Here is a 22,135-nt window from a genome sequence, read left to right as displayed (position 1 = left end):
GTTTAAAATCCGTAAGAAAGTCTGAAGCCGTGGTTTACCCTTTTGTTACCATCATAAGCAAAACCATAAGCGGCCCTGAAAATCAGTCGTTGTAATCCAAAATAAAACTCCGTATAATTTCTTTTCAAAGGCTGGCTAAGGTAACTGACACCGGCAAGTTCTTCCAGTTTTAACTTCCGGAGTAATGGTACCTTATTGGTCAGCAATCCGGAGAAATTATGCTCGAAATGTGCTTCAAAATATTCTCTGTCTGTACTGTATAAGTAAAAGTCAAGAAATAGGAACTTTCTCAATTCCGGTAAACCAAATAAGGAGTTGTTTCCTCTGAAATGTTTAAACTCCGGGTAGTAAACCTGTGCGTTATTAAGAAACTTCCCGGCACCGACAACGAAAGAGGAATAGCCCCATAGACCGGAACTGATCCTGTTTTGGTAAATCTCCGCAGAAATCAGATCGTAATCTACATCACTGCTCAGAACGCCTTTAATTCCTTTCTTATAAGAGAGTCTGATGGTTGGATATTTTGACTCCTGGTAAATCTTACGGTCTGGACGGGTGATGTAGCTTTGTCCGATGGTATAGGTAAGCGCTGCATTCAGAATAAAGGCTTCATAAGTAGGAAATAAAGGTTTTTCTACTTCAGGGCTAAAGGGGTTATTAGATTTGAAAGTTTCTCCTTTTAAATCCTTGATCTTATAAGTTGTGGTATTTATCAGATTGGTATTCCTTGTAAATTCAGCAGAAATTGTGGCTTGCAATCCATTGGTCAGTTCTCTGCTTGTTCCAATATTTGCAAATTCCTTTTTATAGAATTTAGAAAAATTGGTTTCGAAGAACAGGGAGTTGAAGGAGTTCGCCAGCAGACTCATACTGCCATGGTTATTCAGGTCATAGATTCCTGAGCCGATGCTTGCACTAATGCTGGCACGTTTTACAGGGTCATAGTAGTAATTTCCGCTTAGTGATCCAGTGAGCAGTTTATTGGATAGCCCATACCTTACTTCGGGTCTAATACTGTAAAAAGCGCCGTATTCCAGATCTTTGGTATAGGTTAGACCATATCTTGCCCCAAAGCCCTCCACCGTATTGTAGAATAAAGCAGGAAGAATGGGGTCAAACCTCAGGCGTTTCCTTTCGTAACGGTTATTAATGGTATAGCTGGTTAGCAATATTTTAACGATCCCAAATTTATTATTTGCCCTTTCCAGGGAGTCCAGATAAGGCTTTGAAGTCTTTAAAGCAGCGATGCTGTCTTTTCTAACGTAATCACGGCTTTCTTCCGGAGTTAATGGAATGGGTCTGTTGTTTAGCCAGAAAAGGGAATCTTTTTTATTGACTGCCTTGGTTATTTTTAAGATTTCTCCGTTAAAATAGTTCCTGGGAAAGTTAGGATGGAGGTTGTAATTGCTATAGACCCCTGCATAGTAACCTTCAAACTTAAAGCCAAAAACATTTCCATTAAACTGGAAATTCATATTGGAAGGCATATAAGTATCTTCTACTTTCAGGAATTGCTGAGAGATCTTTAAGGTATCTATTAAATTGATTCCTGAGTTTTGGGTCAGGTAAACGTTGGCATTTACCAGGTGCCAGCTGTCTTCTTTGATATAGATAATCCCTCTGAATACCGGGTCGTGTTCTCTTTTTGGAATCACCTGGATTTTATTGATGGTCTCTCCATTTTCATTGCTGAATCCTAAAAGTTTATAGCGATAATATAGGAATGCATTATCAGAAATAGGCGATACAAATCCGCGCGCACTCATGCTGTTCTCCAGGAGGATGTTGTCGTAGAAATTAACAACAAGATCGGAAGCTTTGTTAAAGCTAAATGCATTGTTCCGTCCTGATATTTTGGAAGAAATCATTTCTTCATGGATTTTACCTGGACGCTGAAAGGAAAAAATAGAGGTGGATTCTGATAAATAAAGGATTCCCTTTCTGTTGGTGTCCAGGTCAAGCGTCTTTTGTACATCTCTTCCAAAGAACTTTTTCGGGGCGCCGACGAGCTTTTGTACCCCTTTAATATAGACATTGGCGGTATACGACTTCACCTCCGTTAAATGTTGCTTTCTCTTTTTTATGGCCTGGCGTACGATCTCATAAGCCGGGTCTTCGGCATTGCCATCAATCGTAACTCCTGAAAGGGTATAAGATTCTGCGGCCAGGATGACATTCTCTTCAGTATTCTCAGCAATGCTGAGCTCCTTTTCTATCGCTTTATAGCCAATGGCTTTATAAACGATGGTAAAAGTGCCTTTGTCCAATGCCAGTGTGTAAATCCCATCAACGTTTGCCGAGGTTCCTCTTGTGGTATTTTTAATATATACAGAAACGAAAGGGACCGCCTGACCCTCAGTGTCTTTAATACTGCCTTTTAGTTTGAATTCTTGTGCAAATAAGGTACTGATACTTCCGAATATTAATAAAAACGTTAAATGGATTCTCTTCATATATGTATTAAAGCCTAAATATCGCTATGTTAATGTTAGATTAACACAATAATCTTGTTAAAGTTTGTGAATGATGATTTAATAAGGTTGTTCGTAGAAGACGATATTTTTATAACTTTGGTTGCAATAAGCAAATAATAGTATGTATAAAACATTACAACCTGTTCTGCAACAAGAACTGGAGCAAATAGAAAAAGACGGTTTATTTAAACGTGAACGCGTGATTGTTACGCCTCAGGGTGCAGACATCAAGGTAAGTACCGGACAGGAAGTGATTAACTTCTGTGCGAATAATTATTTAGGGTTGTCTTCTGATCCTCGTGTCACTGAAGCTGCTAAAAAAGCAATTGATAAATATGGCTATGGCATGTCATCAGTACGCTTTATCTGTGGTACCCAGGATGTGCATAAAGAACTGGAAGCAAAGTTGTCCAAATTCTTAGGTACAGAAGATACCATTTTATATGCTGCTGCTTTTGATGCAAACGGAGGTGTTTTTGAACCTTTATTTAACGATCAGGATGCCATCATTTCAGATGAACTGAACCATGCTTCCATTATTGATGGGGTACGTTTGTGTAAGGCCAAACGTTTCAGGTATAAAAATGCAGATATGGCAGACCTGGAGCAGCAACTGATCGCCGCAAAAGATGCCAGACATCGCATTATTGTTACTGATGGTGCGTTCTCTATGGATGGTGTCGTTGCCCCACTTGATCAGATCTGCGATCTTGCAGATAAATATGAAGCATTGGTGATGATTGATGAGTCGCACTGTACTGGATTTATTGGTAAGACAGGCCGTGGAACCCATGAACATTTTAATGTAATGGACAGGGTAGACATCATTACCGGTACATTGGGTAAAGCATTGGGCGGTGCGTCCGGAGGGTTTACTGCAGGTAAAAAGGAAATTATAGACATGTTACGTCAAAGGTCACGTCCTTATTTATTCTCTAATACTTTGGCTCCTGCGATTGCCGGTGCTTCTGTTGCAGTATTGGATATGCTGAGTGAGACTACTGACCTGAGAGATAAACTGGAAAGTAATACCGTTTATTTCCGTAAGAAAATGACTGAGGCAGGTTTTGACATTAAAGAAGGAGTTCATCCGATTGTTCCGGTAATGCTGTATGATGCAAAACTGGCGCAGGAATTTGCGGCGCAAATGCTGGAAGAAGGAATTTATGTAATTGGTTTCTATTATCCGGTAGTTGGACAAGGTAAGGCGAGGATTCGTGTACAGTTGTCTGCAGCCCATGAACAACATCATTTAGATAAAGCGATCGCTGCATTTACCAAAGTAGGTAAAGCGCTTGGCGTGATTTAAAATATAACGCTGAGTCCATTTACCTGTTGGAGATCAGTTCAAGTTGATTTTTGGACTCAGCGATTATAAAAATATTGTATAAATAGCTGTATATTTGGCCTCATGTTACAAGATAAGATAACACAATATACCGCCGAAATAAATGCGTTTTCTACGGATAACGCAGATGAGTTAGAACAATTCCGTATTAAATTCCTTGGTACGAAAGGGATAATCAAAGATATTTTTGATGAGTTTAAAGCTGTCTCACCTGAGGAAAAGAGAACCCTGGGTAAGGTTTTAAATGAATTTAAGCAATTGGCTGAAGCAAAATACCAAACGCTTAAAGACCAGACTGAAGTGGCTGATACCTCCAAAGATTCAGGCTTAGACCTGACTTTGCCGGGTGAAGGCTTTGAGATTGGCGCGCGCCATCCTTTGGCATTGGTAAGAAGAGAGATCGTAGAGATTTTTAATAAGTTAGGCTTTATTGTGGCTGAAGGCCCGGAGATCGAAGACGATTGGCATAACTTCTCTGCACTAAATTTTCCTGAGGAACATCCGGCACGTGACATGCAGGATACTTTCTTCATTAAAAAAGGTGGAGAAAAGGGAGACATCGCCTTGCGGACCCATACTTCTTCCGTTCAGGTGAGAATGATGGAAGCCGGAAAACCACCATTCAGAGCAATTATGCCAGGTCGTGTATACCGCAACGAAGCGATATCAGCAAGAGCACATTGCTTCTTTCATCAGGTAGAAGGTCTTTATGTGGATGAAAACGTCTCTTTTGCAGATCTGAAACAGACTTTGTTTTATTTTGTACAGGAGTTGTATGGAGAAGGAACTAAAGTGCGTTTCCGTCCTTCTTATTTCCCTTTTACAGAGCCTTCGGCAGAGATGGACATTTCCTGTACCATTTGTAAAGGAGCAGGTTGCCAGATGTGTAAATACAGCGGATGGGTAGAGATCCTGGGCTGTGGAATGGTAGACCCGAATGTATTGGAGAATTGTGGTATTGATTCGAAAAAATATAGTGGTTTTGCATTTGGAATGGGAATTGAAAGAATTGCAAACCTTAAGTTTGAAATTAAGGATTTAAGGTTGTTCTCTGAGAATGACGCCAGATTCCTGAAACAATATAAAACTTCATTGATATAATGATCAAAAGAATAACCGCAGCATTTGTCTTGCTATTGCTCTTTGCCGGATGTGGTAAAGACGATGGAAGCTATATTCCTAATGTTCAGGTCAGGTACCATATGACTGCCGCCGCTTTTAGTGTCGAGGCAAAAAATGGGGTCTATATCGTTGAGAACATAGGAGTTGCGGGGATCATGATCATTAAGCTCGCAGTGAATAATTATGTTGCTTTTGACCGCTGTAGCTCTGTCAATCCTGAACAGCGCTGCAAAGTAACGGTAGATGAAAGTGGAATTACTGCCACTGACCCTTGTTCAGGAGCTAAATTTTTACTTACTGATGGCAGCCCTCAAAAAGCGCCGGCAGTACGTGCTTTAAAGTCATACCAGGTATCTTTATCCGGTATCGGTAGTGGCGAAATAAATGTATCTAATTGATGGAACCAGAGAAAATTAAAGAAAGTATAATTAGAGCAGCTAAAGAGTTATTCAGGAAATACGGGTATCACAAAACAAGTGTAAACGAGATTGCGAAGAAAGCACGTATAGCCAAAGCCACCATATATAAGTATTTTGAAAGTAAGGAACAGGTTCTGGATGCCATTTTAATGGATTATCTGGATTTGAACCTGCATGAGATCCTTAAAAATAAAGCTCAGTTTGCAAATGAAGAAGAACACCTGAAGGCATTGGTGATGAAGACCTGCAGGTTAACTTATACCGTTTGTAACGAATTTATCGGCTGGGATTTCGTAAGAGAGAATGCCAATTCTCAGGAGTTCCTGAAACACCTTTCTGATCAGCTGGAATCACTATTGCTTTCCGCTTATCTGGAGCTTGATCACTTTAAAAATAACCCTTCCCGAAAAGAAGGACTGGCCTTCTTGCTGAAAGCCAGTAAGAGCATCGTATTCTCTTTCGCCTTTACTTCTGTTAGTGATTCTGATGTCCGGAAGAATTTTGTAAGTTTCCAGAAGGAGCTTTTGCCTTTTCTTGTTAAAGCTGCTTTATAATCATTAGTCCTTCCATCCCCAGGGAGCGGAAGGCGTATCTATTGTTTTTGATAAATCGAACTTCAGGGTAAAGAGACGGTCGGAGCCTATCCTTCTCAGGTTATAGGAAAAAAAAGCTTTATCTAATGTAATCCACCAGACATTGGTTGATGCATTGGGCAGCAGGCTGGCCGTTTGCTGATCTGCCGGGAAAAACTGGATTTCCGGCAAGCCCGCATTTGTACTTGTGCCCCCATATTGTGTCACTTTATCTTCTGAACCATCTTCATGGCGGTGGTCATGTTTAAGACTGATCCGGTCGTTGGCAAAGGTCAGTACCCAGGTCCTGGATTTATTTTCCCCTACAAAAAATGGAATTCTAATGGTATTGTCTGCACAGGAGCGAACATGCATCGTTAGTTTTTTATTGCTGAAGTCGTCGTTTCCTGCGCCGGCAGAAATACTCCCTTCATAAGATTTTCCGCAGTGGTTCTTCAGGTTTTCCCAAAATTGTCTTGCTGCACTTTTTTCCTGTGCATAACCTATCGTACTCATGCTTAAAAGCAAAAAGAAATACAGTTTTTTCATATTTTGAAGGTACATAATTATAAATCTCTTTAAGATAATTTGACATAAACTTAATATATACCGTTTTGGTATTTGGTATAAAAATATCTATATTGGCATCATTATCAATGAATAAGACAATGAGTAAAGAAGTTTTAGAGATTTCTGTTTTAGTTGATGAGAAGTTTGATATGAGCTTTAACCTTGTTGAAGGCATTTTTGGTTTTATCCTTAATGTTTTTGGTAAGTAGCATCTGATATCCTGATTTCTTTTTTAAAAGGCGTTAAAATGCCGGCAGGAGATCCCTATGTCTTGAAATTCCGGTTTTCCACTGTCATTTATTAATCCATACTGATTTGAAAGGCGTCAAAACTTCCGGTGGGAAAGATGATGTAGAAGAAATAATGGGCATAAAACCATCAGGACCTCACAGATTCCATAATGACCTGAACAACGCTTGCAAGCTCATGAATGCCATTGAGCGCAATAAATCAGATAAGATCAGGATCAATTCAAAACCATAAAAAAACAGTATATACTGATGAAACCGTCATGATTTTACAGATCATACAACGAAATGAATAACAAGATCATGATCGCTTCATAACCGATAAAAAACAATTATATTCCAATGAAAAAATCTTAAATTTGCGGCATAATGAGTAGAAATAGAAAATCCGGAACGGTAACCATTATTCCCAATCTAAGAATTATTGATATTGCTGAAGAAGGCAAAGGGGTAGGTAAAGCAGATGAATTGGTGGTATTTGTGGATAAAGCTGTACCGGGCGACGTCGTTGATGTTCGTGTAGTAAAGAAAAAGAAAAATTTTGCTGAGGCTGTAATTGAATCATTACACGAAAAGTCAGAACTGAGAACAGATCCTTTTTGTCAGCATTTCGGAACCTGTGGTGGTTGTAAATGGCAACACATGGGTTACGATGCACAACTGACATTTAAGCATAAAAATGTGGAAGCTGCTTTGCAGCGACTGGCTAAAATTGACACTTCTGCTATGGAGCCTATTTTAGGTTCTGCGGAGAATAAATACTACCGTAATAAACTGGAATATACTTTTTCTAACAAACGTTGGTTGAACAAACAGGATATGCCGGCGGCAGAGCCTGTATTGGAAAACGGAGAAGAGGAAGCCGGAACAGAAAAAGCGGAGCTGGAAATGAATGCCCTTGGCTTTCACGTTCCTTTACGTTTTGATAAAATCCTGGATATCGAGCATTGTTATTTACAGGCCGAGCCTTCCAATACTTTGAGAAACACGGTAAGAAGTTATGCCCTGGAAAACGGAATGAGCTTTTACGACCTTCGTAACCATGAGGGAAGTCTGAGAAACCTGATCATCAGGACCTCTTCTACAGGAGAAGTAATGGTGGTGGTGGTTTTTGCTTATGTGGAACAGGAACAGGCAAATGGTCTGATGGAACACCTGAAAGTTAATTTCCCGGAAATTACTTCGCTTTTATACATCATGAATCAGAAGAAAAATGATACTATTTTCGATCAGGAGGTCATCACCTATGCCGGAAGAGATCACATCTTTGAGGAGATGAATGGATTGAAATTTAAGATTGGTGCAAAATCATTCTACCAAACAAATTCTATGCAGGCGCATGAATTGTATAAGATCACCAAAGAGTTTGCGGGTTTCTCCGGAGATGAACTGGTTTATGATTTATATACGGGTGCGGGAACGATTGCCAACTTTGTCGCTTCCAGCGTAAAGCAGGTGATTGGTGTGGAATACGTGCCAACAGCAATAGAAGATGCCAAATTCAATTCTGCATTGAATGGCATAGACAATACTGTTTTCTATGCTGGTGATATGAAAGATATTCTGACTACTCAGTTTATTGCAGAACATGGCAAACCTGATGTCGTAATTACAGATCCGCCAAGGGCGGGAATGCACGCAGATGTTGTTGCACGGTTACTCGAGATGGAAGCAGAGAAGATTGTTTATGTGAGCTGTAATGCCGCTACACAGGCAAGAGATCTCGCTTTGCTAAAAGAGAAATATGAAGTCGTTCGTATTAAGCCTGTGGATATGTTCCCACATACCCAGCATGTTGAAAACGTAGTTTTGTTAAAATTTACAGGAAGTACTTCTCCGGAAGTTCTTTAAGCAAATAAGATATATTAGAATGGATATTGAAGAGTTATTGCCTCAGCAGCCTGAAGGTTCGAAAGAAGAACCTAAAAAACAAAGCCCGCTGGTGAGTTTAGAAAAAGATCTTGAATTGTATTCAGACTCTGTTAAAGAGGTCTCGATCGCAATTATGTCGGAAGGTATTTCAACACATCCGATCTTTGTTGCCCACCAGCATACGGTGAGCATCGGAGAAGTCATTCTGGATAGAGAAGAATTGAATACGGACTGGACCATCCAGGCCTCCACAATGGACGAGTTTGTAGAAAAGGGAATTATCAATCCTGAAAAGAAAGCCTTATTTCTGAAAAGCTACAAAAAGCCTGAGGATTTTATGTGCGTTTTTGTGATCGTTCCTGAGGGAGCCAACTTTATTTATTATCCGTATAAAAAATAGCACTGAGGGGCTATTCTTTTGTAAAGAGCAGCCCTTTTATCCGGACATGATCCAATGTAAAGCCATCAATCTGATGGCTTTTGTTTTTTCTGAGCGTTATGTTGAACCATGGTCCTGCAACGTAGAACTTTCCTTCTTTGTCTAAGGAAACTAATCTAAAAGTACTGTTACCAATCAGAAGATCCAGGTGTGTCCCATTTTTCTTTAAGCGGTGGTGGGCATTGATTTCCTTGCTATAATAGCGACCCGGGGCAGAATTAAAGTCTTGTTCGCTGACCCCTGTGTCGTTAATCCTGCTTGTGGGAGTCAGTTTACCATCCTGAGTAATTTCCATTTTGGAGAACTGCTGATGCTGCAGGTTCTTAAACCCGAAAGTAAGGTCATTTCCTTTAATGCAGAACAAAGAATCTTTAAGGGGAATAATCGGATACATTATTTCATTCCACTTTTGAATGACCATTAATGCATCGTCGTCATTAACAAGTTCAAATTTACGCTCAGGCTTAGAGTCCACCCTGTAGGTGCCGGTATATTTTGTGATGCCATCAATTATTCTGGTTTTTGCTGCTGTTTTCTGTGAATTTTTTTCAACAAGACTGCTGATGTTGTGCTGTGTATAGATGGCGTCGTAGGTAGATTGAAGGATGGTCTCGTAGGAGTAGTTGTTATTATTGATTAGAATGATAATACCGAGATCATCGGCTGTAAAATAGCTCATAAAACTATGGTAACCTGGCAAGTCTCCGCCATGACTAATCATTGGTTTTTCATGAAAAGGCCAGGTTTCCAGTCCGCCGGCATAAACTAAAACCGTCCCGTCATTGTTGACTCCCGGTGTAGTCATGTTTTTCCACACTTTATCCCCAAGAAGCTGGTGTGTCTTCATTTCCTTAAACCATTTGTCCCAATCGTCTACAGAGCTGTAGACGTTCGACTGGCCAATGATTGGAGAAGTTGGGTTGAATTCAGAATATTCCTTCTTGCCTTTGATATAAGCATTTGCTTTTCCCTGAACCTTGTGGCTCCTGGAGAATGCCGTGTTTTTCATTCCAAGGGGACTGAAAATATGGTCCGAAGCAAAGTCTGACAGGTCTTGTCCGCTAACCAGCTTTACAATTCCGGCAAGAAAATAATAACCGGAATTGGTGTAACTATGCGCTTCACCAGGTTTGAAATTTAATAACTGCTGACTGGCGAGAACGCGATAGGCATCTTTATCGGTGTCCTTATGGCCTGATTTCATATCCCTGAGCCATAATAAGCTGTCGTAGTCTCTTAGCCCGCTTTGGTGATAAATCAGATGTGCAATCGTAATCGTATCCGCATAAGCGGGAAGTCCTTTGAAATATTTTGAAAGCGGGTCTGTAGTTTTTAGTCTTCCCTGTTGTTCCAGCAAATAGATACAGGCCGCAGTAAATTGCTTTGAAGCGGAGGCAATATTGAAGGGGGTATGAATTGTATTTCTGCGATGCGTTTTCACATCGGCAAGTCCAAACCCATTCGCATACACTGTTTTTCCCTTATGGACAATATTGATGGCAAAACCAGGTTCTTCTGCTTTGGAGAGGCTGGAAAAAAGACTATCAAGGCGGTCTTTGGAAATGGATTGGCTGTAGGTGTTGCTGGTTAAGAAAAAAAGGCTGATCAGCGCGGAAAATAAGGATGTTCTCATATAAAAAAGCAAAAAAATCCCTACCAGGAATTCCTGTGTAGGGATAAACTAAAAACTAATGGTCTAAATTATTTTATTCTCTTTATGTCTCCGCTTTTCGAGGATGATGTTTTATTTACAGCCGGATCTCCTTTGTAATTGATGTCACTTCCGCCACTTGCACTCGCTTCCAATCCCTTTGTAACGTGTACATTGGCATCAGAACCGCCACTTGCAGTTACTTTTGCATATTCAGATACCAGGTTGAGGGCCTCAACATCTGAGCCTCCGCTCGATTGGATGTTCATATTGGTTACTGTTCCTTTAAGGTTGGCATCAGAACCACCACTTACGCTCAGTTCAAGATCTTTTGCAGCAATCTCCAATTTGATATCAGAGCCTCCTGAAGCCTGAATTTTAAGTGAAGTTGTTTTTAAGGTGTTTTGCCCGTAGACATCACTACCTCCGCTTGCAGAAATGGCCTGTAAAGTCTTGTAGTTCACATAAACTTTTAAAGTCTGACCTTTAAACATACGCTGCCAGCTGATGTTCTTTTTGTACCTGATATTCAGGGAAGAACCGCTTTTTTCTACTTCTACATTTTTAATCAGGTCTTCATGTCCGCTGATCTTGATGTTTTCCGAATTGCTTTGTGTAAGGTAAAGGTCTATTCCGCTGGCAACACTTATTTCATTGAAATTGGTAAGTGCTATATTTTTGCTCTCTTGTGCTGTTGCAGTCAGGGTATTCAGTGAAAATGCAAGAAGTACAGGGAGGGCAGATTTAAATATGGTTATACATTTCATGTCGTGGGTTTGTTAAGGTTTGTATGGATTAGACGCTGCGAGGCAGGAAACGTTGCATCATTTAGAAAATATTTTTCAAATATTTGAATATGACCCTTAAAATCGTTCTTTTTGTAGTATAAACAATGAAATAACAAATGGCAGAATCTCAATTGCTTATTCTTGATAAGAAGCAGATACAACAAAAGATTAACAGGATCGCTTACCAGGTTTTGGAAGATAACCTGGATGAGAAGGAAATTGTATTGGCCGGAATATGGGATAGGGGCTATAAGATAGCATTGCGTTTAAAAAAGGTCTTGTCTAAGATTTCCGATCTTAAGATCACCATGCTGAAGGTAGACCTTGACCGCGTAAGTACGAAGCTCGTTGCCAATACCGACTTAGACGAAAGTCACTGGAAAAATAAAGTGATTATTTTAGTGGATGATGTATTGAACAGTGGAAAAACATTGGCATATGGCCTCGGTGTTTTCCTGAATACGCCCCATAAAAAAATCAGAACAGTGGTGCTGGTAGACAGGAGTCATAAAATATTTCCCATTGCTACAGATTTTGTAGGACTACAAATGTCGACGGTTTTAAAGGAACATGTTGATGTAGTTATTGATGTAGAGGGAGAGGAAGACCGGGTTTATTTGAGTTAGTTTTTGCATTTAAAGCTTATTTTTCTCATTTTAGAGGGATGTACCGGTCCCGTAAAAGCCCAATAATTTTTCAATTCTTTTCCTGGTATATTGCTTATATCATAAAGAAGGACTTTTCCAGCTATACTTATAACAGGCTTCAGCTTAAAGAAGATGAAGCCATATTGCTCTTGTCTAACCATTTTAGCTGGTGGGATGGTTTTCTGATGTTCCAGTTGAATAAGGTAGTATTTAAAAAAGAATTCCATGTGCTGGTGACAGATGAAGACTACCGGAAGCAATGGTTTTTGAAATACCTTGGTGCTTTTGCCGCAGATGCCAAAGGCAAAGATGTGGTAGAAACATTGATCTATGCCGGACAACTCCTGGACCAGCCGCAAAACCTGGTGCTGTTATTCCCTCAGGGAAGGCTTTATACGAGTTATATCAATAGCATTTCCTTTGAAAGAGGTGTGATGCAGCTGATCAATGCTTCCAAAAAGAAATTCCAGATCATATTCTCCGCAACACTCATCGATTACTTTGATAAAAGAAAGCCAAAGGCAGAAAGCCACCTTTTAAGTTGGGAAGCAGAAGAATACATGAGCCTGCAGTTGTTGAAAAGAGAATACAACAAACATTATAACAATGCCGTCAGTAAACAAAGTAAAGAGGTGGCATGATCATTTTCATTTATACGGTTCTCGTTTTTTTAGTCTTACGTTTTTCAGTCACCTTATTTAATTTTCTGTCTAATCCAAAAATGGGAAATTATGGAAGAAAGTTTACCGATCTGGTTTCCCTGATCATTAAGGTTGAAAAAGAAAAGTCTGAAGCGGATGAACTATTGGCATCCATAGCTGCGCAGGATTATAAACATTTGCAAATCATTATTCAATATGGGGCAACTCCTTTCTCTGTAAAGGAAGCTACAGGTGATTATTTCTTGTTTTTAACGGCAGATACCCTGTTGAAGAATGGCTTTATTCACAGTCTGATTTATCGGACAAAAATATTTAATCTCGCTTTGCTCAGCGTAATCCCAACCCAAAGAAACAGGGGTTTCCTGGCAAACTGCGTTTATCCTTTAACCGACTTTGTCTTGTTAAACCTGTTCCCCTTAAGACTGGTCCGCCTGATCAATCATCCTGTATTTGCAACCGCAAATGAATCCTGTCTTTTTTTTGATGCCTCGCTGTATCGCCGGTTTAAATGGGACGAGAGGGTAAAACGAAGGGCATCCAGGGCGGTGGAAATTGTTAAAATGGTAAAGCAGGAGGGCTTGAAGGCAGATGTTCTGCTAGGCAACAGACTGATTTATTTTGGAGCAAGACAACTGGAACCCGGTTCTCTTGCTTTTTCCAGGGGCCTGATGCTCAACTTTAGCAACAACGTCTTAGTTGCTGTTTTCTATTTAATTTTTGTCATTGCTGGCCCCATCATTATGAGCATAGAGCTGGAACCTGCATTTTTGGTTTTGCCTTTCGGCCTGATCTTTTTATCGAGGGTGATGACTTCATTTTTGTCGGCTCAGCATCCTGTTCCCAATATTTTGCTGCATCCGTTGCAAATGCTGGCCCTGGTATGGCTATTGCTTAGTAACATATGGAATCGGCTATTCTCAGGTCTTAGCGATAAGAAATAGCATATCAAACTCTTTTTGTGTAATTTTGTAGTCTCATTGGTTTCTATATAATTGATTTATGAAATACGATTTAGCCGTAACTATAGATAAGGCATCAGGGTTTTGTTTCGGAGTGGTGTATGCGATCGACATGGCTGAAGACATTCTCGATGAAGAAGAATATTTGTATTGCCTGGGCGACATTGTACACAATGATGAGGAAGTGAAGCGCTTAACAGCTAAAGGGCTAAGGATCATCGATCATGAACAACTGCGTGAATTGAAGAAGGAAAAAGTCCTGATCCGTGCACATGGAGAGGCTCCGTCCACCTATCAGCTTGCTTTGGAGAATGAGCTGATCTTAATTGATGCTTCTTGTCCGGTGGTACTAAAACTGCAGAACAGAATCAAAAATTCTCATGACGAAGACGAACAGATTCTGATTTTTGGGAAGCATGGCCATGCGGAAGTTATTGGATTGCAGGGACAGACCGATGGAAAAGCGATCGTTTTTCAGGACCTTGCAGAACTGGACGAAGTAGCACTGCCGCCGAAGTTTACGCTGTATAGCCAGACCACAAAGAGCACAGATAAATTTTACCACATCAAAGACGAACTGATCAGCAGGGGATACGACGTGAAAGCAAATGACACCATTTGCAGACAGGTTTCCAACAGATATGGTGATCTGGAGAAATTCGTCGTTAATTTCGATAAAATTCTCTTTGTATCCGGCAAGAAATCCTCCAATGGAAAAGTATTGTATGATGTGTGCAAAAAATACAATGACAACGCTTATTTCATCTCTACCATCGAGGAGATCGACCTGAATTGGTTCTCTGCTCAGGATAAAGTTGGAATTTGTGGGGCAACCTCTACGCCGATGTGGCTAATGGAGCAGGTTAAGGCTAAGCTGGAATCTTATTAAAATAATCAAACATCATTAAAAAGTAATTATTGGTTTTCCCTTAGGAGATACGGGGTTATAATCAATGGATTAGTTATTTTTGCTAAAATTATGGGAAAAAAGGGCGTATTACTAGTGAATTTGGGAACTCCGGATAGTCCGGAAGTAAGTGATGTACGGACATATCTGGATGAGTTTCTGATGGATGAGCGGGTAATTGATATTAATGCTTTCAAAAGAACATTACTGGTAAAGGGCATCATTGTTCCTTTTCGCAGTCCGAAGACTTCTAAGTTGTATAAAGAGATATGGGACGAAAATGGATCCCCATTGCTGTATTTCAGTAAGATTCAGGTGGCTATGGTTCAGGAAAAACTGGGTGATGAATACCATGTAGAGCTGGCCATGCGTTACCAAAATCCCTCCATCGCTTCTGCTTTAGATAAGCTGAAAACGGCGATGGTAGAAAGTATACAGGTGATCCCGTTGTTTCCTCAATATGCTTCTGCCAGTACAGGGTCTGTGATCCAGAAAGTAATGGAGCTGGTGGGTAAATGGCAGACGATTCCACCGATAAGTTTCATTAATTCCTTTCATGATAATGAATTGATGATTGATACTTTTGCTCAAAATGCAGAAAAATATCAACCGGAAAGTTATGATCAGATTTTGTTCAGCTTTCATGGTTTACCGGAAAGACAACTGAAAAAATGCGACCATAGCGGTCAGCATTGTCTGAAAAAAAATGATTGCTGTGCTACCTTAACAGATGTCAACAAGTTTTGCTATTCTGCACAATGCCATGATACGGCAAGGCTGATAGCTAAACGTCTAAATATTCCAGCGGAAAAATATTCTGTATGTTTCCAGTCCAGATTAGGAAAAGAACCATGGGTACAACCTTATACCAGCGAAGTTTTAAAAGAGCTTGCTGAGAAGGGTAAAAAACGGCTGCTTGTGTTCTGTCCGGCCTTCGTAGCGGATTGTCTGGAAACCTTGTATGAGGTAAGTGTAGAATACCATGAAGAGTTTAGGGCGCTGGGTGGAGAAGAAGTTCAGCTCGTTGCGAGTCTGAATGATGATCCTAAATTCATCGAGGCATTGGTTGCGATGGTAAGAGACTAAAACTGCTTTTCTATAAATTCCAGAATCTGACGGGTTGATCCCGTTTTTTCATTTACATATTTTTGGGCGATCTTTCCAGCTTCCTTATGCGCTATGAAATGGGTAAAGGCTGCGGAAAGGTCGCTTTCTGTTTCAATACTCCTGGCTGCAGTAAGGGCAATCAAATCTTTAGCCTCCTGAAATTTATCGTATTTAGGGCCAAAAATAACTGGAATGCCAAAGGCTGCTGCTTCTAAGGTATTGTGAATGCCTACGCCAAAGCCACCTCCGATATAAGCAACGCTGGCATATTGATAAAGAGAAGAAAGCAAGCCGATATTGTCTATAATTAAGGTTTGAGCGGTCTCTGCCTTACCATTATGTAAGTTGGAATAGCGCAGCGCTCCGGGAATCAGTTTCTCAATGTCATGGATATGCGCTTCGTCAATTTCATGGGGCGCAATAATGAATTGCCAATCTGGTTGTTGTTGAATTAATACCGCGATTAAACGTTCATCTGCAGGCCATGTTGATCCTGCAACAAATACAGGCTTCTTTATCCACTCGTTTTCCACAAGTGTAACCTTTTTAGGGGATGATGCATTTTCTGCTACCCGGTCAAAGCGGGTGTCTCCACTCAGACTGGCATTTTCAAGTTGTAATTGCTTTAACAAATTCACACTCTCGGTATTTTGTACAAAGAAATGGTCTACAAAACCCAGGATCCGGCGATGAAATGAACCATACCAGCGAAAGAAAATCTGATTTGGCCGGAATATTCCTGAAATGAGGTATAAAGGGATTTGCTGGTCGTTCAGGGTTTTAAAATAATGATACCAGAACTCGTATTTGGTAAAAATGGCCATCTCCGGATTGATCAGTGAAATGAACCTTTTGGCATTACCGGCCGAATCCAGCGGCAGATAAAAAACACCGGATGCAAGTGCATAGTTTTTCCTGATTTCATATCCCGATGGGGAGAAAAATGTAATAACTATTCTTTTTTGGGGATGTAATTCCTTGACCTTTTCCAGAAGAGGTCTGCCCTGTTCGAACTCACCTAAAGAGGCAAAGTGAAACCAAATGTGCTTCTTTGTGCCGTCAATGGTTTTTTCTATGTGATCAAAAATATTTTTTCGCCCCTCAATGAACAGTTTGGCCTTGGAATTGAATATAGAAAATGCGCTAACGATTAATCCGTAAAATGAGATTCCTATATTATAAAGCCAAAGCATTTTGTGTGTTTATTTATTATCTTAGCCGAAGATACTCCATTAAAATTAAAACGTAATTAATATATGAAAATAGCTGTTATTGGGACAGGATATGTGGGTTTGGTTACCGGTACCTGTTTAGCAGAAACAGGAAATAAAGTAATCTGTGTAGATATAGATGCTGCCAAAGTACAGAAAATGCAGGAAGGTCAGGTACCGATCTATGAACCAGGACTTGATGTGTTATTTCACCGGAATATTGCACAGGGAAGGTTGACTTTTACTACCGATCTGGCTCATGGAATTAAAGATGCACAGATTATCTTTATGGCGTTGCCAACTCCTCCGGGAGGAGATGGGGCAGCAGATCTTTCTTATATTCTTGGTGCGGCAAAAGACATTTCTAAATTAGTTACTGAATACAAAGTCATCGTGAATAAGTCTACAGTTCCTGTGGGAACGGCAGATAAGGTACAAGCGGTTTTTAAAGCACATACCAATATCGAGATTGATGTCGTTTCTAACCCTGAGTTTTTACGCGAAGGTGTAGCGGTGGAAGATTTTATGAAACCAGACCGTGTCGTAATCGGAACCAGGAGTGAAAGGGCACAGAAACTGATGTCTGAGTTGTACGGCCCTTATGTTAGACAGGGAAATCCGGTATTGTTTATGGATGAACGTTCTTCAGAGCTGACAAAATATGCGGCAAATTCCTTTCTGGCGACAAAAATTACCTTTATGAATGAGATCGCAAATCTTTGTGAGATTGTTGGTGCAGATGTTGATGCGGTACGTAAAGGAATCGGATCGGATGCGAGGATTGGTAAACGCTTTCTTTTCCCTGGAATCGGGTATGGCGGAAGCTGTTTCCCTAAGGATGTTCAGGCATTGGCGAAATCTGCGGATGAAAACAATTATGATTTCCAGATCCTGAAAGCGGTGATGGAAGTGAATGAGAAACAAAAGACAGTTTTGGTAGAAAAGCTGCTGAAATATTATAAAGGTGATCTGAAAGGCAAACACTTTGCGTTATGGGGACTGGCATTTAAGCCGGAAACGGATGATATCCGCGAAGCTCCGGCCTTGTATATCATCGATGAACTGGTTAAACATGGTGCCACAGTAACGGCTTTCGATCCGGAAGCTATGGCTAATGTGAAACGACTTTTAGGAGATAAAATCAATTATGTAGAAGATCAGTATGAAGCATTACAACATGCGGATGCGTTATTGATTGCTACAGAATGGTCTGTCTTCAGGAATCCTGATTTTGAGAAAATGGAAGAAGTGCTGAGTAATAAGGTGATTTTTGATGGACGTAATCTATACGATCTGGAGAAAATGATCGACTTAGGATATTATTATAACAGTGTTGGCCGTAAACTTATAGATTAATGGGACGTAAAAGAGTATTAATTACAGGAGCCGCAGGGTTCTTAGGATCACACCTATGCGATAGGTTCATCAAAGAAGATTACCATGTCATCGCAATGGATAACCTGATCACAGGTGATCTCAAAAACATTGAACATCTTTTTAAGCTGGAGAACTTTGAGTTTGCCCATCATGATGTTTCTAAGTTTGTCTATGTTGCAGGTGAACTGGACTATATCCTTCATTTTGCATCTCCGGCAAGTCCTATTGATTATCTGAAAATCCCGATTCAAACTTTAAAGGTGGGTTCCCTTGGAACACATAATTTATTAGGCCTGGCAAAGAGTAAAAATGCGAGGATGCTGATTGCTTCTACTTCTGAAGTCTATGGTGATCCAAATGTAAATCCTCAGCCGGAAGAATATTGGGGAAATGTAAACCCCGTTGGTCCGAGAGGCGTATACGACGAAGCGAAGCGTTTTCAGGAAGCAATGACCATGGCTTACCATACTTTCCATGGTTTAGAAACGAGAATCGTTAGGATTTTCAATACTTATGGACCGAGAATGCGTCTGAATGACGGACGTGTTTTACCTGCTTTCATCGGACAGGCATTGCGTGGGGAAGACCTGACCGTATTTGGTGATGGTTCTCAAACCCGCTCATTCTGCTATGTGGATGATTTGGTAGAAGGGATTTACAGACTGCTGTTGAGCGATTATGCCATGCCTGTAAACATTGGTAACCCGGATGAAATTACCATTAAGCAATTTGGTGAAGAAATCATCAAGCTTACAGGAACAAATCAGAAGCTGGTGTTAAGAGATTTACCTGTTGATGATCCTAAACAAAGACGCCCGGATATTACAAAAGCAAGGGAAATTCTTGGTTGGGAGCCTAAAGTAAGCCGTGCAGAAGGACTGAAAATTACGTATGAATATTTCAAATCTTTACCTGCTGATGCCTTAATTAATAAAGAACACAAAGATTTTACAACCTATAATCGTTAATTAAAAATGTCTAAAATATTAGTAACAGGTGGTACGGGATTTATCGGATCACATACCGTTGTAGAGCTCTACAACGCTGGATATGAAGTGGTGATCGTTGATGATTTTTCGAACTCCAACCCTAAAATCCTTAACCAGATAGAAGCCATCACAGGAAAGAAGCCTGAATTTGTAGAACTTGATCTATGTGATGAATTGAAAGTGAAAGAATTTGTGACTAAGCATACGGACATTAGCGGAGTGATTCATTTTGCAGCATTTAAGGCCGTAGGTGAGTCAGTACAGCAACCACTAAAATATTACCGGAATAACTTTTATTCATTGATCAATATTATCAATGGTTTTGAGAGTAAAGTGAACCTGGTTTTCTCTTCTTCATGCACAGTATATGGTCAGCCGGATGTTTTGCCGGTAACAGAAAGTGCACCGGTAAAAAAGGCAGAATCTCCTTATGGAAATACCAAACAGATTGCAGAAGAGATTTTGCAGGAAACCTGTGCGGTGACACCAGCTCTGAAGGTGACTTCTTTGCGTTATTTTAATCCCGTTGGTGCACATCATACTGCACTGATTGGCGAATTGCCAATAGGAGTTCCGCAAAACCTGGTCCCTTTTATTACACAGTCTGCCATCGGTAAACGTGGTCCGATTACAGTTTATGGAAATGATTATGATACTCCGGACGGCAGTGCGATCAGAGACTATATCCATGTTGTGGATTTGGCTAAAGCACACGTAGCGGCCATCAGAAGGATGGAAAGCGATCATGCGGAATCTAATTATGAAGTCTTTAACTTAGGGACTGGTACAGGTTCTACGGTGTTGCAGGTGATTGAAGCCTTTGAAAAAGCAACAGGAGAGAAATTAAGTTATACGATCGGCGCGAGAAGAGAAGGTGATATTGAGAAAGTTTGGGGAGATGTCAACAAATCAGCACGTGATTTAGGATGGAAAGCAGAACTGGATATCAATGCGATGATGTCTTCTGCCTGGAACTGGGAGAAATATTTAAAAGATAACCCTTTTTAGATGTTATTAAGCGAGCATAAAGACCTTAAGCTGGAAATAAAATCCCTTCCTGAAAAGGAAAAGGATAAGCTTTTGCTCAGGTTGATCGCCAAAGACAAGATCTTAACAGAACACCTGCATTTTAAATTGCTGGAAGATGAACATGACCTGGTAGACAGGCAGGAGAAATTAAGAACGCGGATTGATCTGGAAATCGCTGAGCTGCTGTCGAACCGGAAAATGAATTCCAAAGATGCTTTGCTAAAAATGAGAAAGCTGAATGGAAGCATTACCCATCATTTTAAGGTGACAAAAGACCTGAATACGGAGATCGAACTGAGAATTCATCTTTTTCAGAGCGTACCTATTGATTTTAATGAAGGTGTGTTTTCTCCGTTGCATAAGTTCAATGAAAAGCTCATGATCTATTTTGCTAAATCTGTTCTTTCTGTATTTAATAAATATGAAAAGATGCATGAAGATATTCAGTTTGATCTGAAAGCGGGTTTTAATGAAGTACTGAACAAGCTATATGTTTATAAAACAGCCGCAGTAGCGGCAGAATTAGGCTTGCCTAAGGAAATTTAATAATGTGATATCTATTGGTATGAAACTATCCTGAGCATCCTGTCTGCAAAAAGACGATGAACGTGCTTAGGATAGTTTCATAACCATAAAAAACATTCTATACTGATGAAAAAGAGAATATTGATTACGGGTGGCGCGGGGTTTATTGGTTCACATGTCGTTCGTCGCTTTGTGAACAATTACCCGGAGTATGAAATCCTGAATCTTGACAAGTTGACTTATGCAGGAAATCTGGCTAATTTAACGGACATAGAGCATAAGCCTAATTATCGTTTCGTAAAAGCCGACATTACAGATGCGGTTTCGATGAGCGAATTGTTTAAACAAGAGAACTTTGATGCCGTTATTCACCTTGCAGCTGAATCACATGTAGACAGGTCCATCTCAGACCCTACAGCCTTTGTGATGACCAATGTAATTGGTACGGTAAACCTTTTAAACGCTGCCAGGGAACATTGGAAAGGTGCTTATGAGCAGAAGAGATTCTATCATGTCTCTACCGATGAAGTATATGGCGCTTTAGGAGAAACAGGCATGTTTACGGAAACTACGGCTTATGATCCACATAGCCCATATTCAGCCTCAAAAGCATCCTCAGATCACTTCGTTCGTGCTTATCATGATACTTATGGACTGGATGTGGTGATCTCCAACTGCTCTAATAATTACGGTTCTCATCATTTCCCGGAGAAGTTAATCCCTCTGGCCATCAATAACATTAAGAATAATCAACCTGTTCCGGTTTATGGAAAAGGAGAGAATGTAAGGGACTGGCTTTGGGTGGAAGACCATGCAAGGGCAATAGATGTGATCTTTCATCAGGCAAAAACCGGAGAGACCTACAATATCGGAGGACATAATGAATGGAAGAATATCGACCTGATTCATCTGTTGTGTAAAATCATGGATGAAAAACTGGGTAGAACTGCCGGCGAATCAGCAAAACTGATCTCTTTCGTAACAGATAGGGCAGGGCACGATTTACGTTATGCCATTGATTCTTCTAAATTGCAAACGGTCTTAAACTGGGTACCTAGCTTACAGTTTGAAGAAGGATTGAAAAAAACGGTAGAGTGGTACCTGGAGAATGAAGAATGGCTTTCTAACGTCACTTCAGGGAATTATCAGGCTTATTATGAAAACCAATACGAAGGCAGATAAGCTTTTGTAAATCATAAAAAAAGGGCGTCTTTTATAT

The 22,135-nt window shown here is 40.3% G+C and carries 23 protein-coding genes; 18 read left to right on the top strand and 5 right to left on the bottom strand.

Features of this window, described 5'->3' with window-relative positions; translation table 11 throughout:
• Positions 1–2: 2 nt before the first annotated feature.
• Complete coding sequence (locus DBR43_RS22470) at positions 3–2,453, bottom strand: DUF5686 and carboxypeptidase regulatory-like domain-containing protein (protein ID WP_124585066.1); 2,451 nt, start codon at positions 2,451–2,453, stop codon at positions 3–5.
• Between the two features lie 142 nt (positions 2,454–2,595).
• On the opposite strand from DBR43_RS22470, the gene kbl reads away from it, so the two are divergent.
• From kbl to DBR43_RS22450, 4 genes are all read left to right on the top strand, one after another.
• Positions 2,596–3,783 carry a glycine C-acetyltransferase gene (gene kbl / locus DBR43_RS22465; RefSeq protein ID WP_074608848.1) on the top strand — a complete coding sequence of 396 codons (1,188 nt, stop codon included), beginning with the start codon at positions 2,596–2,598 and terminating at the stop codon, positions 3,781–3,783.
• Between the two features lie 102 nt (positions 3,784–3,885).
• The gene (gene pheS / locus DBR43_RS22460; protein WP_124585064.1) at positions 3,886–4,923 is read left to right on the top strand and encodes a phenylalanine--tRNA ligase subunit alpha; all 1,038 of its coding nucleotides are present in this window, start codon (positions 3,886–3,888) and stop codon (positions 4,921–4,923) included.
• Positions 4,923–5,342, top strand: coding sequence for a hypothetical protein (locus DBR43_RS22455; protein WP_124585062.1), 420 nt, complete (start codon positions 4,923–4,925; stop codon positions 5,340–5,342). The genes pheS and DBR43_RS22455 overlap by 1 nt, the downstream gene beginning before the upstream one ends.
• Complete coding sequence (locus DBR43_RS22450) at positions 5,342–5,917, top strand: TetR/AcrR family transcriptional regulator (RefSeq protein WP_073237758.1); 576 nt, start codon at positions 5,342–5,344, stop codon at positions 5,915–5,917. The genes DBR43_RS22455 and DBR43_RS22450 overlap by 1 nt, the downstream gene beginning before the upstream one ends.
• 3 nt (positions 5,918–5,920) lie before the next feature.
• On the opposite strand, the gene DBR43_RS22445 is transcribed toward DBR43_RS22450, so the two are convergent.
• A complete protein-coding gene (locus DBR43_RS22445) occupies positions 5,921–6,484 on the bottom strand; it encodes a hypothetical protein (RefSeq protein WP_124585060.1) in 564 nt (187 codons plus the stop codon).
• Positions 6,485–6,603: 119 nt separating this feature from the next.
• On the opposite strand from DBR43_RS22445, the gene DBR43_RS22440 reads away from it, so the two are divergent.
• From DBR43_RS22440 to DBR43_RS22430, 4 genes are all read left to right on the top strand, one after another.
• Complete coding sequence (locus DBR43_RS22440) at positions 6,604–6,714, top strand: phenylalanyl-tRNA synthetase subunit alpha (protein WP_124585058.1); 111 nt, start codon at positions 6,604–6,606, stop codon at positions 6,712–6,714.
• A gap of 106 nt (positions 6,715–6,820) precedes the next feature.
• Entirely contained in the window at positions 6,821–6,988 is a 168-nt protein-coding gene (locus DBR43_RS33020; protein ID WP_158622575.1) for a hypothetical protein, read from the top strand.
• Between the two features lie 134 nt (positions 6,989–7,122).
• Entirely contained in the window at positions 7,123–8,604 is a 1,482-nt protein-coding gene (gene rlmD / locus DBR43_RS22435) for a 23S rRNA (uracil(1939)-C(5))-methyltransferase RlmD (protein ID WP_124585056.1), read from the top strand.
• Positions 8,605–8,623: 19 nt separating this feature from the next.
• Positions 8,624–9,025 carry a hypothetical protein gene (locus DBR43_RS22430; protein ID WP_124585054.1) on the top strand — a complete coding sequence of 134 codons (402 nt, stop codon included), beginning with the start codon at positions 8,624–8,626 and terminating at the stop codon, positions 9,023–9,025.
• A 10-nt stretch (positions 9,026–9,035) separates the two neighbouring features.
• Here the strand turns inward: DBR43_RS22430 and DBR43_RS22425 are convergent, their stop codons facing one another.
• Both DBR43_RS22425 and DBR43_RS22420 read right to left on the bottom strand, forming a co-directional pair.
• Complete coding sequence (locus DBR43_RS22425; RefSeq protein WP_124585052.1) at positions 9,036–10,697, bottom strand: serine hydrolase domain-containing protein; 1,662 nt, start codon at positions 10,695–10,697, stop codon at positions 9,036–9,038.
• Positions 10,698–10,765: 68 nt separating this feature from the next.
• Positions 10,766–11,482 carry a head GIN domain-containing protein gene (locus tag DBR43_RS22420; RefSeq protein ID WP_124585050.1) on the bottom strand — a complete coding sequence of 239 codons (717 nt, stop codon included), beginning with the start codon at positions 11,480–11,482 and terminating at the stop codon, positions 10,766–10,768.
• Positions 11,483–11,619: 137 nt separating this feature from the next.
• Here DBR43_RS22420 and DBR43_RS22415 point away from each other — a divergent pair, with 137 nt between their 5' ends.
• The 5 genes from DBR43_RS22415 (at position 11,620) to hemH (ending at position 15,764) form a co-directional block, all read left to right on the top strand.
• A complete protein-coding gene (locus DBR43_RS22415) occupies positions 11,620–12,129 on the top strand; it encodes a phosphoribosyltransferase family protein (protein WP_124585048.1) in 510 nt (169 codons plus the stop codon).
• 38 nt (positions 12,130–12,167) lie between these two features.
• Positions 12,168–12,791 carry a 1-acyl-sn-glycerol-3-phosphate acyltransferase gene (locus tag DBR43_RS22410; RefSeq protein WP_124585046.1) on the top strand — a complete coding sequence of 208 codons (624 nt, stop codon included), beginning with the start codon at positions 12,168–12,170 and terminating at the stop codon, positions 12,789–12,791.
• 80 nt (positions 12,792–12,871) lie between these two features.
• The gene (locus tag DBR43_RS22405; protein WP_124585044.1) at positions 12,872–13,753 is read left to right on the top strand and encodes a glycosyltransferase family A protein; all 882 of its coding nucleotides are present in this window, start codon (positions 12,872–12,874) and stop codon (positions 13,751–13,753) included.
• 58 nt (positions 13,754–13,811) lie between these two features.
• Complete coding sequence (locus tag DBR43_RS22400) at positions 13,812–14,660, top strand: 4-hydroxy-3-methylbut-2-enyl diphosphate reductase (RefSeq protein WP_124585042.1); 849 nt, start codon at positions 13,812–13,814, stop codon at positions 14,658–14,660.
• A 90-nt stretch (positions 14,661–14,750) separates the two neighbouring features.
• Positions 14,751–15,764: a ferrochelatase gene (gene hemH, locus DBR43_RS22395; protein ID WP_124585040.1), complete on the top strand. Its 1,014-nt coding sequence runs from the start codon at positions 14,751–14,753 to the stop codon at positions 15,762–15,764.
• Here hemH and DBR43_RS22390 read toward each other — a convergent pair.
• Entirely contained in the window at positions 15,761–16,978 is a 1,218-nt protein-coding gene (locus DBR43_RS22390) for a 3-deoxy-D-manno-octulosonic acid transferase (RefSeq protein ID WP_124585038.1), read from the bottom strand. The two genes, hemH and DBR43_RS22390, sit on opposite strands and share 4 nt — an antisense overlap.
• A gap of 63 nt (positions 16,979–17,041) precedes the next feature.
• On the opposite strand from DBR43_RS22390, the gene DBR43_RS22385 reads away from it, so the two are divergent.
• From DBR43_RS22385 to rfbB, 5 genes are all read left to right on the top strand, one after another.
• Positions 17,042–18,352, top strand: coding sequence for a UDP-glucose dehydrogenase family protein (locus tag DBR43_RS22385; protein WP_124585036.1), 1,311 nt, complete (start codon positions 17,042–17,044; stop codon positions 18,350–18,352).
• Complete coding sequence (locus DBR43_RS22380) at positions 18,352–19,341, top strand: UDP-glucuronic acid decarboxylase family protein (protein ID WP_074608879.1); 990 nt, start codon at positions 18,352–18,354, stop codon at positions 19,339–19,341. Before DBR43_RS22385 ends, DBR43_RS22380 begins: the two co-directional genes overlap by 1 nt.
• 6 nt (positions 19,342–19,347) lie before the next feature.
• Entirely contained in the window at positions 19,348–20,370 is a 1,023-nt protein-coding gene (galE, locus tag DBR43_RS22375) for a UDP-glucose 4-epimerase GalE (RefSeq protein WP_124585034.1), read from the top strand.
• The gene (locus DBR43_RS22370; protein ID WP_124585033.1) at positions 20,371–20,937 is read left to right on the top strand and encodes a hypothetical protein; all 567 of its coding nucleotides are present in this window, start codon (positions 20,371–20,373) and stop codon (positions 20,935–20,937) included.
• A 105-nt stretch (positions 20,938–21,042) separates the two neighbouring features.
• Positions 21,043–22,098, top strand: a complete 1,056-nt coding sequence (gene rfbB / locus DBR43_RS22365; protein ID WP_124585031.1) for a dTDP-glucose 4,6-dehydratase — start codon at positions 21,043–21,045, stop codon at positions 22,096–22,098.
• Positions 22,099–22,135: the final 37 nt, after the last annotated feature.

It is taken from the genome of Pedobacter sp. KBW06 (assembly GCF_003852525.1).
Classification (GTDB): domain Bacteria; phylum Bacteroidota; class Bacteroidia; order Sphingobacteriales; family Sphingobacteriaceae; genus Pedobacter.
Note: the sequence above shows the minus strand (reverse complement) of the source record. Positions and strands in the feature narration are given on the sequence as shown.

Coding starts and splice junctions, on each gene's coding strand:
- DBR43_RS22470 (WP_124585066.1), bottom strand. CDS start 2,453: ATGAAGAGAATCCATTTAACGTTTTTATTAATATTCGGAAGTATCAGT.
- kbl (WP_074608848.1), top strand. CDS start 2,596: ATGTATAAAACATTACAACCTGTTCTGCAACAAGAACTGGAGCAAATA.
- pheS (WP_124585064.1), top strand. CDS start 3,886: ATGTTACAAGATAAGATAACACAATATACCGCCGAAATAAATGCGTTT.
- DBR43_RS22455 (WP_124585062.1), top strand. CDS start 4,923: ATGATCAAAAGAATAACCGCAGCATTTGTCTTGCTATTGCTCTTTGCC.
- DBR43_RS22450 (WP_073237758.1), top strand. CDS start 5,342: ATGGAACCAGAGAAAATTAAAGAAAGTATAATTAGAGCAGCTAAAGAG.
- DBR43_RS22445 (WP_124585060.1), bottom strand. CDS start 6,484: ATGAAAAAACTGTATTTCTTTTTGCTTTTAAGCATGAGTACGATAGGT.
- DBR43_RS22440 (WP_124585058.1), top strand. CDS start 6,604: ATGAGTAAAGAAGTTTTAGAGATTTCTGTTTTAGTTGATGAGAAGTTT.
- rlmD (WP_124585056.1), top strand. CDS start 7,123: ATGAGTAGAAATAGAAAATCCGGAACGGTAACCATTATTCCCAATCTA.
- DBR43_RS22430 (WP_124585054.1), top strand. CDS start 8,624: ATGGATATTGAAGAGTTATTGCCTCAGCAGCCTGAAGGTTCGAAAGAA.
- DBR43_RS22425 (WP_124585052.1), bottom strand. CDS start 10,697: ATGAGAACATCCTTATTTTCCGCGCTGATCAGCCTTTTTTTCTTAACC.
- DBR43_RS22420 (WP_124585050.1), bottom strand. CDS start 11,482: ATGAAATGTATAACCATATTTAAATCTGCCCTCCCTGTACTTCTTGCA.
- DBR43_RS22415 (WP_124585048.1), top strand. CDS start 11,620: ATGGCAGAATCTCAATTGCTTATTCTTGATAAGAAGCAGATACAACAA.
- DBR43_RS22410 (WP_124585046.1), top strand. CDS start 12,168: ATGTACCGGTCCCGTAAAAGCCCAATAATTTTTCAATTCTTTTCCTGG.
- DBR43_RS22405 (WP_124585044.1), top strand. CDS start 12,872: ATGGGAAATTATGGAAGAAAGTTTACCGATCTGGTTTCCCTGATCATT.
- DBR43_RS22400 (WP_124585042.1), top strand. CDS start 13,812: ATGAAATACGATTTAGCCGTAACTATAGATAAGGCATCAGGGTTTTGT.
- hemH (WP_124585040.1), top strand. CDS start 14,751: ATGGGAAAAAAGGGCGTATTACTAGTGAATTTGGGAACTCCGGATAGT.
- DBR43_RS22390 (WP_124585038.1), bottom strand. CDS start 16,978: ATGCTTTGGCTTTATAATATAGGAATCTCATTTTACGGATTAATCGTT.
- DBR43_RS22385 (WP_124585036.1), top strand. CDS start 17,042: ATGAAAATAGCTGTTATTGGGACAGGATATGTGGGTTTGGTTACCGGT.
- DBR43_RS22380 (WP_074608879.1), top strand. CDS start 18,352: ATGGGACGTAAAAGAGTATTAATTACAGGAGCCGCAGGGTTCTTAGGA.
- galE (WP_124585034.1), top strand. CDS start 19,348: ATGTCTAAAATATTAGTAACAGGTGGTACGGGATTTATCGGATCACAT.
- DBR43_RS22370 (WP_124585033.1), top strand. CDS start 20,371: ATGTTATTAAGCGAGCATAAAGACCTTAAGCTGGAAATAAAATCCCTT.
- rfbB (WP_124585031.1), top strand. CDS start 21,043: ATGAAAAAGAGAATATTGATTACGGGTGGCGCGGGGTTTATTGGTTCA.